The organism is Catellatospora coxensis (assembly GCF_016862635.1).
GTDB lineage: Bacteria > Actinomycetota > Actinomycetes > Mycobacteriales > Micromonosporaceae > Catellatospora > Catellatospora coxensis.
The window spans coordinates 56,124-72,617 of sequence record NZ_BONI01000011.1; the positions used below are offsets into that span (position 1 = coordinate 56,124).

Annotated in this window: 16 protein-coding genes; 8 read left to right on the forward strand and 8 right to left on the reverse strand. The window is 68.8% G+C overall.

All coding sequences use genetic code 11. From position 1 onward, the window contains the following. Positions 1-63 precede the first annotated feature (63 nt). Together Cco03nite_RS08890 and Cco03nite_RS08895 are read right to left on the reverse strand one after the other, a co-directional pair. Complete coding sequence (locus Cco03nite_RS08890) at positions 64-777, reverse strand: hypothetical protein (protein WP_203690931.1); 714 nt, start codon at positions 775-777, stop codon at positions 64-66. 365 nt (positions 778-1,142) lie between these two features. Further along, positions 1,143-3,647, reverse strand: coding sequence for a hypothetical protein (locus Cco03nite_RS08895; protein WP_203690933.1), 2,505 nt, complete (start codon positions 3,645-3,647; stop codon positions 1,143-1,145). Between the two features lie 447 nt (positions 3,648-4,094). Here Cco03nite_RS08895 and Cco03nite_RS42265 point away from each other — a divergent pair, with 447 nt between their 5' ends. Then, positions 4,095-4,661: a LacI family DNA-binding transcriptional regulator gene (locus Cco03nite_RS42265; protein ID WP_239167225.1), complete on the forward strand. Its 567-nt coding sequence runs from the start codon at positions 4,095-4,097 to the stop codon at positions 4,659-4,661. Continuing rightward, a complete protein-coding gene (locus tag Cco03nite_RS42270; protein WP_239167226.1) occupies positions 4,627-5,184 on the forward strand; it encodes a substrate-binding domain-containing protein in 558 nt (185 codons plus the stop codon). Before Cco03nite_RS42265 ends, Cco03nite_RS42270 begins: the two co-directional genes overlap by 35 nt. A 264-nt stretch (positions 5,185-5,448) precedes the next feature. On the opposite strand, the gene Cco03nite_RS08905 is transcribed toward Cco03nite_RS42270, so the two are convergent. Further along, a complete protein-coding gene (locus Cco03nite_RS08905; protein WP_203690935.1) occupies positions 5,449-6,468 on the reverse strand; it encodes a LacI family DNA-binding transcriptional regulator in 1,020 nt (339 codons plus the stop codon). 156 nt (positions 6,469-6,624) lie between these two features. Between Cco03nite_RS08905 and Cco03nite_RS08910 the strand changes: the two genes are divergently transcribed. Genes Cco03nite_RS08910 through Cco03nite_RS08925 form a run of 4 tightly spaced genes read left to right on the forward strand, consistent with a single transcriptional unit; the run spans position 6,625 to position 11,839 of the window. Beyond that, the gene (locus Cco03nite_RS08910; protein WP_239167227.1) at positions 6,625-8,646 is read left to right on the forward strand and encodes a beta-galactosidase; all 2,022 of its coding nucleotides are present in this window, start codon (positions 6,625-6,627) and stop codon (positions 8,644-8,646) included. Next, complete coding sequence (locus Cco03nite_RS08915; RefSeq protein ID WP_203690937.1) at positions 8,643-9,587, forward strand: carbohydrate ABC transporter permease; 945 nt, start codon at positions 8,643-8,645, stop codon at positions 9,585-9,587. The genes Cco03nite_RS08910 and Cco03nite_RS08915 overlap by 4 nt, the downstream gene beginning before the upstream one ends. After that, on the forward strand, positions 9,584-10,471 hold the full coding sequence (locus Cco03nite_RS08920) for a carbohydrate ABC transporter permease (RefSeq protein WP_239167228.1): 888 nt from the start codon (positions 9,584-9,586) through the stop codon (positions 10,469-10,471). Before Cco03nite_RS08915 ends, Cco03nite_RS08920 begins: the two co-directional genes overlap by 4 nt. 42 nt (positions 10,472-10,513) lie before the next feature. Beyond that, positions 10,514-11,839 carry an ABC transporter substrate-binding protein gene (locus tag Cco03nite_RS08925; RefSeq protein WP_203690946.1) on the forward strand — a complete coding sequence of 442 codons (1,326 nt, stop codon included), beginning with the start codon at positions 10,514-10,516 and terminating at the stop codon, positions 11,837-11,839. A gap of 105 nt (positions 11,840-11,944) precedes the next feature. On the opposite strand, the gene Cco03nite_RS08930 is transcribed toward Cco03nite_RS08925, so the two are convergent. Together Cco03nite_RS08930 and Cco03nite_RS08935 are read right to left on the reverse strand one after the other, a co-directional pair. Further along, positions 11,945-12,463, reverse strand: coding sequence for a hypothetical protein (locus Cco03nite_RS08930; protein ID WP_203690948.1), 519 nt, complete (start codon positions 12,461-12,463; stop codon positions 11,945-11,947). 172 nt (positions 12,464-12,635) lie between these two features. Further along, complete coding sequence (locus Cco03nite_RS08935) at positions 12,636-13,178, reverse strand: hypothetical protein (protein ID WP_203690950.1); 543 nt, start codon at positions 13,176-13,178, stop codon at positions 12,636-12,638. 136 nt (positions 13,179-13,314) lie between these two features. On the opposite strand from Cco03nite_RS08935, the gene Cco03nite_RS08940 reads away from it, so the two are divergent. After that, positions 13,315-13,929 carry an HAD-IA family hydrolase gene (locus tag Cco03nite_RS08940; RefSeq protein ID WP_203690952.1) on the forward strand — a complete coding sequence of 205 codons (615 nt, stop codon included), beginning with the start codon at positions 13,315-13,317 and terminating at the stop codon, positions 13,927-13,929. A gap of 153 nt (positions 13,930-14,082) precedes the next feature. After that, the gene (locus Cco03nite_RS08945) at positions 14,083-14,745 is read left to right on the forward strand and encodes a DUF6882 domain-containing protein (RefSeq protein ID WP_239167229.1); all 663 of its coding nucleotides are present in this window, start codon (positions 14,083-14,085) and stop codon (positions 14,743-14,745) included. Between the two features lie 13 nt (positions 14,746-14,758). Here Cco03nite_RS08945 and Cco03nite_RS08950 read toward each other — a convergent pair whose 3' ends face one another. From Cco03nite_RS08950 to Cco03nite_RS08960, 3 genes are all read right to left on the reverse strand, one after another. Next, a complete protein-coding gene (locus Cco03nite_RS08950; protein ID WP_203690954.1) occupies positions 14,759-15,010 on the reverse strand; it encodes a hypothetical protein in 252 nt (83 codons plus the stop codon). Between the two features lie 102 nt (positions 15,011-15,112). Continuing rightward, entirely contained in the window at positions 15,113-15,457 is a 345-nt protein-coding gene (locus tag Cco03nite_RS08955) for a hypothetical protein (RefSeq protein WP_203690956.1), read from the reverse strand. Positions 15,458-15,488: 31 nt separating this feature from the next. Then, positions 15,489-16,313 carry an alpha/beta fold hydrolase gene (locus tag Cco03nite_RS08960; RefSeq protein ID WP_203690959.1) on the reverse strand — a complete coding sequence of 275 codons (825 nt, stop codon included), beginning with the start codon at positions 16,311-16,313 and terminating at the stop codon, positions 15,489-15,491. Positions 16,314-16,494 lie beyond the last annotated feature (181 nt).

Consider the following 16,494-nt stretch of genomic DNA (forward strand, 5'->3'; position numbering starts at 1 on the left):
CAGGGCACTGCCGGTTCGGGGAACTGCCGATGTCACGGTGGTTCCCCGAACCGGCCCGGCGACTCAGGCCGGGCGTGGGATCGGATGTGCCATCGGCCGTCTGTCCTGATGGAGAAGTGCGGTCATGGGGTGGCCGACGGGATTGAGCGAGTTCCGCGCGACCATGTGGAACATGGTCTCGGCCAGGTGAACGCTGCTGGTCACCTCCTGGCCCCCGATGGTCACGGTGGCCGGCGGTGGACCGGAGGCCTCCCGGGCCTGGCGGTGACTTTCGACGGTTGCGGCGACGGCGGCTTTCAGTTCGGCGACCCGATCGGATCCGCAGAACGCGGCAGCCCACAGCTCATCGTCCAACCTGATCGACTCGACGATCCAGTCGTCGAGCGGATTCGGGGCGGCGCCGCGCTCGATGGCATGCCGCCGCAGGCCGACTTCGGTGTGGGCGACCTTGGCAAGTCCGCCCATCTGGTCGGTGATCAGGTTGAAGGGGGCCGCACCGGGGTCGACGGCCATCGGCCGGGATTCGGGAATGCCGGTGAATCCCAGTGCCAGGACCATCTCGAAGACCAGGTCGTCTGCGCTGACGTGGTTGTTTTCGCGGTCGGCTCGGGGCTCCGGCCCGGTCAGCCAGCGCAGGTGGGATTCGTCAGGCTGCAGGCCGGCCGATCCGGCCCACTCCAGCAGCAGGGCGACGGCGTCGTCCTGCGGTCGGCCGTCGGCGAATTCGGGCAGGTGTCGGTAGACGTGGCAGGGCCGCGTGGGATCGGGCAGGTGCATCGCCCACGAGGCGGCGTCCGGGGTGATGGCGTAGACGCCGGCAGTCGCTGTCACAGACGTACGCCGCCAGGACAGGGGTGGCGGTGACCGCCGCCCAGGACCGTGTGGCCGCGGCGAGATCCAGCGGGTCATCGGTTGAGCCGGTCTCCAGCAGCTGCCAGCCGTCGCCAAGGTCACGCAGGCGGCGATGCCGCCGCCCGAAAGACGTGATCTCCGGTTGGTCTGTCACCGATCCCGTCGTGTGAGCAAGGACGATCGTTCCCCAGTAACCCATGGCTCGGTAACGTACGCGACCGCCCCGACACGATCAGCTGGCGAGGGTGCCATCGCAGCCACCGTGCACCTGATCCGCCATCGAGACGTGTTCACGGCGCGGCCGGATCACCGGTAGCCGCCGATATGTCGTGGTCCACCCCAGCGACCGACACAGCCGCTGCTGCTCGTGCCGGCTGCACAACAGGTTGGACAGGATCGTGCGCGGCTGCGACGTGCTCGGCGAGCAGCGCATCGATTGCTTCCATTGCTTCAGCGGCAGTCCGGGGTTGGCGGGCTTGAAGCAGATGGTCGATGAACTGCCCGAGCTCGGTGCCGTCGGGTCGATGCGGCGCAGCGCCGACAGCGCGTGCATACCTGCGGATGGCGATATCGAGCTCGGACTCCGACACTATGTTGGTCGTCGGGGCCAGATACTCCAAACGCAGGAACGACGCGGGCATACGGCCGATGCAACGGTAGAGAAGCGCAAGCTTCGGCAGCCGGTAACGGTAGAGGCGCCTGGCGCGCTCGGTGAACAGCAGCGCGTCGATACTCCAGCTGCCGACCTGCGCATACAGCTCGGCGATGTCAGCACCGACAAGATCAGGTCGGCGAGCAGGGGTGTACACGTCGGCCGACGCCCGTTCCACTGCCGGGTAGTGGGACACGCGCGGACCGTCCCACAGGACGCTGAGGTCCTTGACCAACCGCTGGTCGAGGCTTCGCCAGAACGCCAGCGGCTGCGCGTCACGCGAGTGGCCCTCGAGCGCATCGGTGCACGAGTTCTTCATGAACCGCCACAGACCGTCGCTGCGCGCATCACGGCGGAACCATCGCACACCACGGCGGCGAGTGCCGTCGTAGCGGGTCCGAAACGCCCGGTCGCCAAGCCGCCCCAGCCTCGTGATCCACACACCGAAGACCAGCGCCGTCAGCAGCACGACGCTGCCCGAGGTCCAGGCCAGCACCGATAGCCAAGCGCCCTGCTCACCGCTGCGCTCAGGCTGGGTCGCGGCGACGATACCGACGATGGAGTCGAACGCCAGGCTCAGCGCGAGGATCACCCCCGCCTTCTGGATGGCGTCACCCTCACGCACCCGCCGCTCGTCGAACGCGTCCTTCACCGCGTCGATCACGTCCTGGTAGCGCTCCGCAACCCGACCAGCATGATCCACCAGGCTCGCCGCGGCACCGGCGAGCTGGGCGAACACACCGGTCTGGCTCAATGCCGCGCGCAGGCCCGGATTGCCGTCGAGGTGACGTTGCAGGACCAGGTCGTCGAAGCGGTCGCTGAGGGCATCGCGCGCCCGATTGACCCGGGCGCGGCACTCTCGGGCGAGCGTGTCGAGGTCGTTGAGATCCGCGATGCCCTGCAGCAGCGTCTGGTGCAGCAGCTCCACGGCATGGTGCACCTTTGCCAGCTGCCGCATCCGCCGGATCGGCAGGTGGGTCGCCAGCGCGTCCCACAGCCGCCCGCCGGCTGCCGCGGTCGTCTCGTACACCTTCAGGTGGTTTTCCCATACCTGCATGTCGTTGTGCACGTCATAGAGCGTGAAGGCCGCGTAGGTCTCCATGTCGGTCAGAGCGTCGACGAGATCCCGCACGCAGAACTCCTGCCGGGCGACGTACTCGTACCGATGACACCGGTGGTGGTGCGCACACTGCCCGTCCGCCGGTCCCTCGACCGGCACATATCGGTCGTCGACGTGGAACCCGCGAGTGGGCGAGAACCAGGGCGCCTCACCGACGATGATCAGATACAGCGGGTGGCGGGTGAAATGGAAGCGACGGTCGAGCCGGCGCTCAGCGTCGATGCCGGCGGCCATCTGCCGCAGCACCAGGTAGTCGCCATTGAGGACACTGGCCGACAGCGTGTCGTCGAACACCGAATCGACCCGCAGCATCGTCCGGATGATCTCAGCCGCCGGCGTGTCGGCAGCCGTGAAGTACCGGTCTGGAGCAGTCCGCTCGCCCGGCACCGCGATCCAGAAGTCGGGCTGCATGTACCGGCGACCGGAGATGGTCAGCCGGCTGTGCTCGTAGCCGCGGCCCTCCAGCCAGTTCTCGGCGTGCCGGGCAGCCGCCTCGAACAGGTCGCGATAATGTCGCGGCCGGCGGCGCAGCACCGCCTCGTCAGCCTCACGAATACGCCATGGATACCGGTCGTCGAGCGGCGGACGGTGCTCCACCCCGAAGGGAAGCTCACTCCAGACGGCGATGCTCAGGTGCCAGCGCTGGTAGTGCTCGGCACCGCGGACGAACCTGAAGTCCAGGGTGACGAAGTAGTCCAGGTCTGTCGGCTCCGGCGCGACGAACGACGTCACCGACTCGAACCGCAGCCGATCCATGATGATCCGATGGCGTAGCACGAACGGCTCCTCGTGGACCCACCCTCCGGCGGGGACGCGAAGATGCCGCTCCAACCGGCCGAGCACGCTGTCGAGGATCGCGTCGGCGTCAGCGGCGAACTCGCGCCATGGCGGCGGATCGGTCCGAGCCTGCATCGCGTGCCGCGGCCTGGGGTCACTGGCCCGGCTGGCGAAAGCCAGTCCCGGCCTATCCGGCCGGAGGAGCTCGCGCAGCAGGGCTCCATGACGGTCGACCGCGACCGCCACCTGGTGCGGCTCCCGCCCGTCGCGTGCGGGTCGGCTTCCGGCCGGCGTGGCGGCACCGGTCTCCTCCCCCGGGTGCACGCAGGCGACGCACCGGTGCGCACTCGCCTGCGGCCGGGGATCATCCGCTGGTCGCGGTGGCGCATATGGCAGCACCCAGGCGGAGGTTGCGATGAGCACCAGCCGGTCCCAGTCCGGTTCCCCCATCGACCAAGGTTCCACGCCCGCCGCGGCTCATGTCAATGATGTCAATGCCGCTCGCCTTCCGATCACAAGCCTGACCAATGCCCGCTGACCCAGGTGGAACCCGAGTACGTCCTCTGCTCGATGGAATACTGGTGTCGGTCGAGGTGCAACCACACGTGATGCGGCTGCTGACACGGGTTGCCGTCAATCTGGTCTGGTTCCGACGGGCACCTACGATGATCGTGATACGGCTAAAGTGCCCGCATGTCATCGCGCCGCAGCCTGGATCAGCGCATGGACGCCTCGGGCTCCGGTGCGCCGAACACCGTCACCACCACAGGCGGGGGTATGACCCGCTTGGCCGACGTCGCCCGGCAGGCGGGGGTCAGTGAGTCCACCGTTTCCCGCGTGGTCAACAACAAACCTGGCATCCACCCGGCCACCCGACAGGCCGTAACCGCCGCCGTGGAGGCGCTCGGATACCAGAGCCGGGAAGATCTGCACGAGCGCCGAGACCGCCTGGTCGGGATGATCACGCCCGAACTGGAGAACCCGATCTTCTCGCGCTTTGCTCGTGCGATGGGGGCGGCGCTGATTCAGCAGGGCTACACCCCGGCACTACACACCCTGGCACCTGGCGGTCCCGGCGAGGACGGCCATGTGAAGACACTGCTGCAACGGGGAGCCTCCGGCATCATCTTCGTTTCGGGGTTGCACGCGGATGTCACCGAAGATCGCGACCGATACCGCGACCTTGTCGGCCGCTCATTACCGATGGCGTATCGTGAACGGGGACATGCCAGACGTCGAGGCGGCCTTCGTATCGTGTGACACCCGTGCCGCCGGACGGCTCGCCGTGTCCCATCTGGCCTCACTCGGGCATCGCCGTATCGGCATGCTCAGCGGTCCGGAACGCTACCTGCCGGCACGGGGCGAGCTCGACGGATACCTGGAGGCCACGCGTACCGCCGGGCTGAGGGAAATGGTTCAGGTCGCGCCGTGGTTCACCGTCGAGGATGGTCAAGTGGCCGCCGCGCGGCTGATGGCTGACGGCGCGACCGCCATGGTCTGTGGTTCGGATCTGATGGCGCTGGGCGCTGTGCGCGCCGCCCGCGCCGAGGGCCTGTCCGTGCCCGGCGACATCTCCATCATCGGGTTCGACGACTCCCCGCTGATGTCGTTCACGGATCCACCGCTGACCACGATCCGCCAACCCGTGGCTGCCATGTCGGCTGCGGCCGTGCAGATGCTGGCCAATGTCATTCAGGGCCGACCGATGCGACATCGGAAGTTCACGTTCGGCCCCACGCTGGTCGTACGAGGCTCGACCGGCAAGGCGTCCAGCCGCGGATAGGCCATACACGAGCCAGGGGCGTGAGCCAAGGCCGTCCGCGGTGGATCATGGCACCGGCCACGGTCTCAGCAGGTGGGGGGCGGTGAACAGCAGGCACCGGCGATCCAGCGGGAGCCGTTGCTGTCAGCTAACCCTCGCCAGGCGCGCCGCGGCATGGGCATGTCGTCCATGGCCCGATTCGTGCTTGCTGAGCTGGGGCGTTGGAGCCGACGAGGGGACTTGAACTCTCAACCTTCCGAGTCGGCGTCACGTTGACGGGTCTGGTCAGGCCGAGTTGCGCCAGACGACGGGCGAGGGCAGCAGTACGCTGCGCGGCACGTCGGTCTGCCCGCCGATCTGGCGGTGGACGAGTTCGGCGGCGTGCCTGCCGATCTCGCGCGCGGGCTGGTGGACGGTCGACAGCGGCGGCTGGGTGCGCGCCGCCCACGCGCTGTCGTCGAAGCCGACCACGCCGACGTCGCCGGGGACGTCGCGGCCCGCCTCGCGCAGCACCTGCATCGCCCCGGCCGCGACCGCGTCGGAGGCGGCGAACACGCCGTCGATGCCGGGTTCGCGCTCCAGCAGCTCGCGCATCCCGTTGACGCCACCGAGGTAGTCGTAGTGGGGAACCTCGGCGACCAGGGCCGGGTCGAAGCGGTCGCCCAGCGCCTGGCGGTACCCGTCCAGGCGGTCGCCTCCGGAGTCGCGGTTGAGCGCGCAGGCGATCATGCCGATCCGGTGACGGCCGGTGGCGATCAGCCGCGAGGTGATCTCCCGCGCTGAGCCGACGTTGTCGATCCCGACGAACGGGATGGCGTTGTCCAGGTCGGGCGGGTGGCCGATGAACACCGCGGGCATGGCGATCTGCGCGATGAGCCTGGTGATCGGGTCGTAGGCGCGGGCGGAGACGATGATCGCCCCGTCGACGAAGCCGCCGCTGAGGTAGCGGGCGACCCGTTCGGTGTCGCGGTCGGAGTCGATGACCAGGCTGACCATCTGGTAGCCGGCCAGCGACAGCACGGCGTTGGCACCGAGCATGATCGCGCCGATGTTGGGGTCTTCGAGCAGGACCGCGTGCGGTTCCAGGGCCAGGAACCCGACCGCTTCGGAGCGGCGGCGTTTGAGGTTGCGGGCGGCGGTGTTGGGGACGTAGCCGACCTCGGCGATGGCCGCCTCGATCGCGGTCCGGGCCTCCGGGGAGACGTAACCGCCGTTGAGCACCCGGTTCACGGTGCCGCGGGACACGCCCGCGGCTGCGGCGATGTCCTTCACGGTCGATCGCCGCGGCGCTCCGGAGGCTGTCACGACCGCCACTGTAAACGACGCTATTGACGCCACCCAGCGCTATGGCTAGCGTGTGTGCTCGTTCACACATCAGCCATCCGGTGGTCATCTCGACGCGATGTGTGCACGAGCACACACGCATGAGCAGGGAAAACGCAACCAGGTAAAGGAAGGCACATGCCGCACCAGGCACGATCACACCCCGCACCGATGCCGTTCGCCGGCATCGGCCTGGGCTGTGACTACAACTTCGAGCAGTGGCCCGAAGAGGTCTGGCACGACGACATGGCCCTCATGCGCGCCGCGGGCGTCGACCTGGTCGCCGTCAACATCTTCGGCTGGTCGAACCTCGAACCGCAGCCCGGCCGGTACGACTTCAGCGCCCTCGACACGATCATGGAGCTGCTGCACGCCAACGGCATCGCGGTCAACCTCGGCACCGGCACCGCCTCTCCCCCGCCCTGGCTGACCCACCGCCACCCCGAGGTGCTGCCCGTCACCGCCGACGGCACCACCCGGTTCCCCGGCGGCAGGCAGGCCTTCTGCCCCAGCTCGCCGGTCTTCCGCGACCACGCGCTCGCCCTGGTCGAGCAGGTGGCGCAGCGCTACGGCGACCACCCGGCCCTGGCCATGTGGCACGTGTCCAACGAGCTCGGCTGCCACAACGCCCTGTGCTACGACGAGGCCAGCGCCGAAGCCTTCCGGCAGTGGCTCGCCCGCCGCTACGGCGACCTCGACAGCCTCAACCGGGCCTGGGGCACCGCGTTCTGGAGCCAGCGCTACGGCGACTGGGCCGAGATCGCCCCGCCCCGGCTGACGCTGTCCACCCGCAACCCCGCCCAGCTCGTCGACTTCCACCGGTTCAGCTCGGACGCACTGCTGGAGTGCTACCTGGCCGAGGCCGACATCCTGCGCGGGCACTCCAGCGCGCCGGTCACCACGAACTTCATGGTCACCGCGCACATCCGCAACCTCGACTACTGGAAGTGGGCACCGGCGATGGACGTCATCGCCAACGACCACTACCTAGACCACCGGCTGGCCGACCCCGCCGCCGAGCTGTCGTTCGCCGCCGACCTGACCCGCGGCCTGGCCGGCGGGCGGCCGTGGATGCTCATGGAGCAGTCCACCGGCGCGGTCAACTGGCAGCCCCACAACCTGCCCAAGGCCCCCGGCCAGCTGCTGCGCAACTCGCTGACCCACGTCGCGCGGGGCGCCGACGCGCTGTGCTTCTTCCAGTGGCGCGCCTCGGCGCAGGGTGCCGAGAAGTTCCACTCCGCGATGGTGCCCCACGCGGGCACCGACACGGCGCTGTGGCGCGAGGTCCTCGACCTGTCGGCGACCCTCGACCGGCTCGGCGAGCTCGCCGGCAGCACCGTCGCCGCCGACACCGCGCTGCTGTTCGACTGGGAGTCCTGGTGGGCGGCCGACACCGAAGCCCGGCCGTCGCAGGCGATGCGCTACCTGGACCAGGTCCACGCCGCCCACCGGGCGCTGCGCGAGCTCGGCGTCACCACCGACGTCGTGGCTCCGGGCGCGGACCTGAGCCGCTACCGCGCGGTGGTGGTGCCCTGCCTGCACATGGTCTCCGACGCCGAATCGGCCGCGCTGACCGCGTTCGTGCAGGCCGGCGGGCACGCCGTGGTCACGTTCTACAGCGGGATCGTCGACCGGCACGACCGCGTCCGGCTCGGCGGCTACCCCGGGGCGTTTCGCGAGCTGCTCGGCGTGGTCGTCGAGGAGTTCGTGCCGCTGCTGCCCGGCGACGAGGTCGGCCTCGACAGCGGCGCCCGCGCCGCCGTCTGGACCGAGCTGCTGCGCACCACCACCGCCGACACCGTCGACCGGTACGCCGACGGGCCGCTGCCCGGGGTGCCGGCCGTGACCCGCAACCGCCACGGAGCAGGCCAGGCCTGGTATGTGGCGACCGCGCTGGAGGCGGCGGACCTGCGTGACGTGCTGCGCCGCGCCCTGCGCGAGGCGGCCGTCACCGCCGCCGGCCCGGAAAGCGACGGCACCGTCGAGGTCGTGCACCGCCACAACGACACCCACCGCTACACCTTCGTGATCAACCACGGCGCCAAGGACATCGAGCACCCCGCCACCGGCCGTGAGCTGGTCACCGGCGAGCAGGTCGGCGCGGTGCTGCGGGTCCCGGCCGGTACGGTGCGCGTGCTCAGACAGGAGATCACCCGATGACCCAGGTCGCCACCACCCAACCGCCGCAGGCCGAACCCGCGGTCCCGATCGAGCGCGCCGGTCCCGCCAGGCGCGGCAGGCACCGCTACGCCCGGGCCGTCACCGTGTTCGTGGCCCCGTTCGCGGTCCTGTTCCTGCTGTTCTACGTCGTCCCGATCGTCTACGCCGTCGTCCAGTCGCTGTACGTCGTGCAGCGCACCGGCACGTACGGTCCCGCCCAGGAGGTCTTCGGCGGCCTGGCGCAGTACCGGCTGGTGTTCAGCGACGGCCCGTTCTGGGCCTCCGTCGGGCGGATGCTGGCCTTCGGCGCGGTCCAGGTCCCGATCATGCTCGGCATCGCGCTGGCCCTGGCCCTGCTGCTCGATTCGGGGCTGGTCACCGGGCGGCGGTTCTTCCGGCTGGCGTTCTTCGTCCCGTACGCGGTGCCCGGCGTCGTCGCCGCGATCATGTGGGGGTTCCTGTACTCCCCGAACCTGTCGCCACTCAAACCGATCACCAGCACCGTCGACCTGCTGTCGGCCGACACCGTGCTGTGGTCCATCGCCAACGTCGTCACCTGGGTCTACGTCGGCTACAACATGCTGATCATCTACTCGGCGCTGATGGCGATCCCGACCGAGCTGCACGAGGCGGCCCGGATCGACGGCGCCGGCCGGCTGTGGATCGCCTGGTCGATCAAGATCCCGCTGGTCATGCCCGCGATCGTGCTGACCACCGTCTTCTCCATCATCGGCACGTTGCAGCTGCTGGCCGAACCGCAGGTGTTCCGCAGCTTCAGCTCCGCGGTGTCGAGCACGTACACCCCGAACCTGACCGTCTTCTCGCTGTCGGCGATCCCGAACTTCAACCTCGCCGCGGCGTTCTCGGTGGTGCTGGCGCTGACGACGTTCGTGCTCTCGTTCGCGTTCCTCAAGTCGACCCAGCGCAGGAGCAACCCGTGACCGCCGCCCCCGCCACCATCACCCCCGCCGAACACCGGCCGCGCCGGCAGGACGGGCGCATCTCCCGCCTGACGGCGATGCTCGTCATGGGCGTCTGCACCGTCTACTTCCTCACCCCGCTGTGGTGGCTGTTCGTCGGCGCGACCAAGAGCCGCGACCAGTTCACCGACACCCACTCGCTGTGGTTCGCCGACTTCCACCTGCTGGACAACGTCGGCGAGCTGCTCGCCTACCGCGACGGGGTGTTCCTGCGCTGGACGCTCAACAGCGTCGCGTACACCGCCGGCGCGGCCCTGCTGGGCACGGTCCTGGCCGCGATGTGCGGGTACGCGCTGGCCAAGTACCGCTTCCCCGGTCGTGAGCTGATCTTCAACGTGGTGCTCAGCGGCGTGCTCGTCCCGGCGACCGCGCTGGCACTGCCGCTGTTCCTCATCTTCAGCAAGGTCGAGGCGACCAACACGTTCTGGGCGGTGTTCCTGCCGAGCCTCGTCAACCCGTTCGGGGTGTACCTGGCCCGCGTCTACGCCTCCGCCGGGGTGCCCGACGGGCTGCTGGAGGCCGCCCGCATCGACGGCTCCGGCGAGATCCGCACGTTCCTCACCATCTCCGCCCGGCTCATGTCCCCGGCCCTGGTGACGATCTTCCTGTTCCACTTCGTGGCCGTCTGGAACAACTTCCTGCTGCCGCTGGTCATGCTCAGCGACGAGCGGCTGTTCCCGGTCACCCTCGGCCTCTACTCCTGGAACACCCAGATCGCCCAGGTGCCCGAGCTGCGAGGCATGGTCATCGTCGGATCGCTGATCTCCATCGCCCCCCTCGCCGTCGCTTTCCTGCTGCTCCAGCGGTTCTGGCGCACCGGAATCAGCACCGGCGCGGTCAAGTAACACCCCTCTCCCCCGCAATATCCTCACCGAAAGGTCGCCCTGATGAGCGCGTTGCTGCGCACCATTGGCGTGCTGCTGACCTCAGCAGTCGCCGTCACCGCCTGCTCCAGCCCCGACGCCGCCCCCGGCGGCACCACGGCGTCGGCGTGCGCCCCGGCCGGCGACGGTCCGGTCACGCTGACGTTCACCTCCTGGATCCCCGGTATCGAGCAGGTCGTGCAGGCCTGGAACGCCAAGAACCCCGACATCCAGGTCAAGGTGCAGACCGGGCCGAACGGCAACGGCGGCACGTACCAGAACTTCTTCAACCAGCTCAAGGCCGGCAACGCCCCGGACCTCGGCCAGATCGAGTACGACGCCCTGCCCGGCTTCCGGGTCCAGGACGGCCTGTTCGATCTCGCCGCCTGCGACATCGTCGCCCAGGCCAAGGACCAGTTCGTGCCGTGGACGTGGGACCAGGTCAGCCTCGGCGACCCCAAGGCGGCGTACGGGGTGCCGCAGGACACCGGGCCGATGGCGCTGTTCTACCGCGCCGACCTGTTCGAGAAGAACGGCATCGCCGTCCCGGCGACCTGGCAGGAGTATGCCGCGGCAGCCGAGAAGGTCAAAGCCGCCGGCGGCTACATCACCAACTTCTCGCAGAGCGACGTCAACCAGTTCGCCGGGCTGGCGTGGCAGGCCGGGGGCCGCTGGTTCGGCAACGACGGCCAGAAGTGGACGGTCAGCCTGACCGACGACAAGACCACGAAGGTCGCGCAGTACTGGCAGGACCTGATCGACCGCAAGCTCGTGTCGTCGGTGCCGCCGTGGACGGCCGAGTGGGACAACGCCTACAACACCGACCAGGCCTGGACGTGGGTGTCGGCCGTGTGGGGCGCCAACTCGATCGCGAGCGGCGCGCCCAAGACCGCCGGCAAGTGGCGGGTCGCGCCGATGCCGCAGTGGGCCGCCGGTGAAACGGCCGCGGGCAACTGGGGCGGGTCGTCCACGGCCGTGTTCAAGGGGTCCAAGCACCCGTACGAGGCCGCGAAGTTCGCGCTGTGGCTCAACACCAGCGAAGAGGCGCTGACCCTGCTCAACCAGAAGGCCAACCTGTACCCGGCCACCAAGGCCGGCGCGAACCTGCCCGCCCTGGCCGACGGTGTCGCCTTCTACGGCGACCAGAAGATCTACGAGATCTTCGCGAAGGCGTCCACGCAGGTCCCGGCCGGGTTCACGTGGGGCCCGGCGATGACGGCGACCTATGCCAACGCCTCCGACGGGTTCAAGGCCGCCGTGTCCGGCAAGGGCACCCTCGTCGACGCCCTGACCGGCGCGCAGACGTTCACCGTCCAGACCCTCAAGAACCAGGCGATCCCCGTCGCCTGATTCCGCCTCCCCGCGCGGCGGGCCGGCCACGCCAGTGACCGGCCCGCCTGTTTCGCACTGGCCACATTCCGTGGTCAAGCGCGGATGACGGTCACCTGTCCCAGGTCAGGCCGAGCACAGGGCGCTGACGGCGCTGGTGTCCGAGAACGCCGACCAGCCATCGCTGATCAAGGTGTAGACCTTGCCCTTGTAGTCGGTGCCCGGCGAGGCGAGCTTCTTGGTCCACGCGTCCAGCCGGGCCACGTCGGCCGCGAGCGCCTCGGCGAGCCTCGCATCCGTGGTGCCCTTGAGGGTCGTCACCAGGTATGTCCGGTAGCCGGCGACCGCCGTCCTCAGCTCACCGAGCACCTCCTTCATCGCCGGGGCACCGCCCTGGTAGTTGCCGTTGCGGTAGCCCGCGTACAGCGCCACCGACGTGAAGACCTCCATCAGCGGCTGCTTGCGTCCCTCACAGAACGCCGCGTAGTCCGCGCCGGCCGGCGACGGGCTCGGCGACGGCGCGGCCGAGGTCACCGCGGGGCTGGGCGACGGGGCCGGAGCGGCGCTGTCGGCCGCGGACCCCGCGCAGGCGGCCGTGCCCGCCAGGACGGCGGTGAGCAGCAGAGGCAGAACGATACGGCGCATGGTGTGGCGTACTCCAAATCATGATCGGGTCGAACGCCTCAGCTTCGCTCACCTCGCCCGGCCGGCGCAGAGCCGTTGCGCCACGTTTCGATCACGAACGGGCTCCCGCTCGCCCTCGTGGAGCCAGTCCTCCACCCGGGGCACAGGAAGTACGCGTGGGCGGCTTCCACGGTCACCAGTGCGGGGACCGTTCCAGGATCGCGCCTGCCGTCTCGGCGAGCGCGGTTCGTGCGCCGAACGCACGGCGGACCTGGTCGGATGCGTCGCCGGGAGCATCGGCCAGGAGCGGGAGCAGCAGCAGGAAGCGGTCGACCGGCTCGGTCACTCCTGCCCCGCGACGGGGATTCGTCGCGATCTGCAGCAGCTCGTCCCAGTCGAATACCCGGGCGGGCCAATCTCCCTCGATCGCGGCAAGGTTCGTGATCGCGCCATCGGCCTGGTGGCGCTCGAAGTCGATGCCGGAATCGTCTGCGAAGTTACGGTAGATGATCACCAGTTCGCCGCCGTCGGCGGTCGGCAACCTGAAGAACGGCCACCGTTCCGGGTCGATCAGCTGGTCGGCGAGAACGTCCATGTCGCCGCCGTCGACGTCGAGCCGCGACATGAGGTCATGGATGTCATGTGCCCAATGCAGGTGCAGCGGCCAGAACGCCGGATTCTGCAGCAACCCCTCGGCATCGACCAGGGGATAGTCTGCGCGGCTGGGAAACTCCATACCTGGAGGCTGTCATCTGGGAAGCGTTCTGCACAGCTGCTCATCTTCAATACCGGCGTCGGGAGGCGAAAAGCGCTGCCTCAAGCGGACGTTCGGGATGTTGTCGCGCCGTGCGTCCGTGCTAGCCTCCGGCCTCATGCCGGTGAGCACCGTAGTCTTCGACCTCGGCGGTGTGGTGTGCCGTCACCAGCCGGAACTGCGGCTCCGAGAACTCGCCCGGAGGTACGGCCGGACGGTGGAGGACGTCCACCGGATCCTCTATGCGACCGGCTTCATCGGCGAGACCGAGCTGGGGCACTGGAACGCCGAGGAGATCGTCTCCGAGATCGGAGCCAGGTTGGGCCGTCCGGTGGACAGAGCCGAACTGGAACCCGCCTGGCTGGCCTCGTTCCCGGTGGACGAGCAGGTCCTCGAACTGGTCGGCCGCATCGCGGTGCGGCATCGCACCGCGATCCTCACCAACAACGACCTGCTTCTGCGTGAGGCGCTGCTCGGCGCCCGTCCGGACTTCGCCGGCCGCTTCGGCGACATCGTGTTCTCAGCCGCGATCCACGCCGTCAAGCCCGCAGCGGAGGCGTTCCGCAGGACTTTGTCGATCGTGAACGCCGAGCCTTCCGAAACACTCTTCATCGACGACTCGGACTCCCACGTCGCCGGCGCGCTCCAGGCAGGTATCTGCGCGGTGCGTTTCCAGAGCGCACGACAGCTCGCCGCCGAGCTGGAAAGACACGGGCTGCTCGACGGCTCGTGAAGTGGTCGGCCCGCCTCGCCGGTGGGATCCCGCCGGGCCGACGCGCCTTCGGCCCCACGGTTGTCCATCGGCACGAGCAACGCACGATGTCCCAGCTCATCGAGCTGGGACAGGCGGCGCACGCGGAAGCCGGTGCTCTGGCACACTGCAGCGATGCCTACGTTTGATCGACTCTTTGCCGAGCATGTCGCCACCGGATTGGCCCGCCAGCTGGCGCTGGGCGACCTGATCGGCGAGCGCGGCTGGCAACTGGACCTGACCAGCGGCACCGTGGTGTTCGGCGACGATCTGCGGTATCGCGTCCAGTTGCTCGGTACGGAGAATCACGACGACGGCAGTTGGCTGTGGGCGTGGGCGAACGAGGCGAGCAATCTTCGGCCTGAGCTGCTGCACCTGTGCGGCTGGCTGCGCGAGTACGGTCGCCATCAGGGAGTCGCCGAGTTCACCGAGCCCATGTTCGCGCTCGGGCGCGCCGACGGTCATCGCCTGGCGCTGCTGGCCTCGGGCCTGACCGGCCGGTGTTACTACCGCGGCCCGTACGCCGGCGGAGCGGTCTTCTTCCACCTGGAAGACGCCCCGCCGCAGATCACCGCACCGGTCCGGCCGGAGCGCGCATTGACCGTGTTGGGGCAGGTCATCCAGAGCTTCCCGGTCGATCACCGGATCGCCGTGGAGTCGTTCCTGCACCAGCAGTCGTGGCGCCTGGACTCAGCACCCACGTCGGTGACGGCGCAGCACGCCGACGGCTCCACCCTGCGCGTCGACTTCGACACGCTGGGCCGCATCAGCAACATGTCCGGCACCCTGAGCTCGTAGCCCGGCGCCATCGCTACTCCTCGATGAGCCCCATGGTCTCGGGCAGTTCCGCCAGGGCTTCCCGACGCTCGGGATCGGTTTCCAGCGCGGCAACCTGCTCGATCAGCGCGATCAGCTCGGCGGACTCCTCGGCGGTGAGGTCTCCGAGCAACCCCGCCGTATCACCGAGCAGCTCGGAACCGACTTCGGACGGGATGGCGTCCTCATCCGAAAGATCGATGGAGACCAGCAGGTTCGCGAACGCGCGTACGAGCTTGTACGTCAACACGCGCATCCTCCCGTCATGGTGAGCCGCTCTCTGCGGCGACAGTGACGTTGTGTGGTCACGCGGCCGACGTCGTTGTCCTGCGATGGATGTGGGCGCCGCTCACTGCGAGACACCTCGGACCATCGTGCAGGAACCGGTGGTGACGCTGTAGCCGCTCAACCCGCGCCGGCGGGCCAGGTCGAGGATTTCGTCGAGCCGGTCGAGCATCCGTGACGGCAGGGTGAGCAGGACGTACTTCGCGTCGTCTTCCGGCGCTTCGAGAAGGTAGTACGGGGACGGCTCGACGACGTCGGCCAGGTCGGGCCAGCGTTGCAGTAGTTCGCTGCGAAAGCTGGACACGTCGGCGTGCGGATCCAGCCCCTCGGTTACCCCGTCCGCCAAACCGTCGAAGATCTCACCGGGGTCGCCCTCGCCGGCTTTCCAGAACGCGAAGTCACTACTCACGACGCCGAACCTACCGTCACACGGCTCGGTCCTATGACTGCAGGAACGCCAGAAGGTCGGCGTTGATCGTCTCGGCGTGGGTGGTGGGCATCCCGTGCGGGAACCCGGGGTAGGTCTTCAGAGTGCCGTTGCGCAGGAGCTGCGCCGACAGGGGGCCGGAGTCCGCGTACGGCACGATCTGGTCGTCGTCGCCGTGCATCACCAGGACCGGTACCGTGATCTTCTTCAGATCCTCGGTGAAGTCCGTCTGGGAGAAGGCGACGATGCCGTCGTAGTGGGCTTTCGCACCGCCCATCATGCCTTGACGCCACCAGTTCTGGATGAGCGCCTCGGAGGCCCGCACGCCCGGCCGGTTGAAGCCGTAGAACGGACCTGATGGCAGCGCTCGGTAGAACTCGGACCGGTTGGCGGCCAGTTGTGCCTGCAGATCGTCGAACACGCTCTTGGGAAGTCCGCCCGGATTGGCTGCGGTCTGCACCATCAGTGGCGGAACCGCGGCGATGATCGCAGCCTTGCTCACCCGGCTCTCGCCGTGCCGGCCGAGGTAGTGCACGACTTCGCCGCCGCCGGTGGAATGGCCCACATGCACGGCGTCTTTAAGATCAAGATAGGCGGTCAGCGCTGCCAGGTCGTCGGCGTAGTGGTCCATGTCGTGGCCGTCGGACGTCTGTGTCGAACGTCCGTGGCCCCGCCGGTCGTGCGCGATCACCCGGTAGCCATGGCGCAGGAAGAACAGCATCTGGGTATCCCAGTCGTCCGCGGACAGGGGCCAGCCGTGGCTGAAGACGACAGGTTGGCCCGTGCCCCAGTCCTTGTAGAAGATCTCCGTGCCGTCCGTGGTGGTGATCGTTCCCACTGGAGCCCCCCGCAGCCGCGTGTACCCATGATTCAGTTATCGACGGTAGTCGCCGGTGCGCCTGGTAGTGGTTCGTTCGGCCAAACATGTTGACCGAACGGCAGTTTGATCGGCGGAGGTGGCACTGTGTGCCGTCAGGGTGCGGGCATGTCGACGGCCTTCATCGGCGTCACGGAACCGC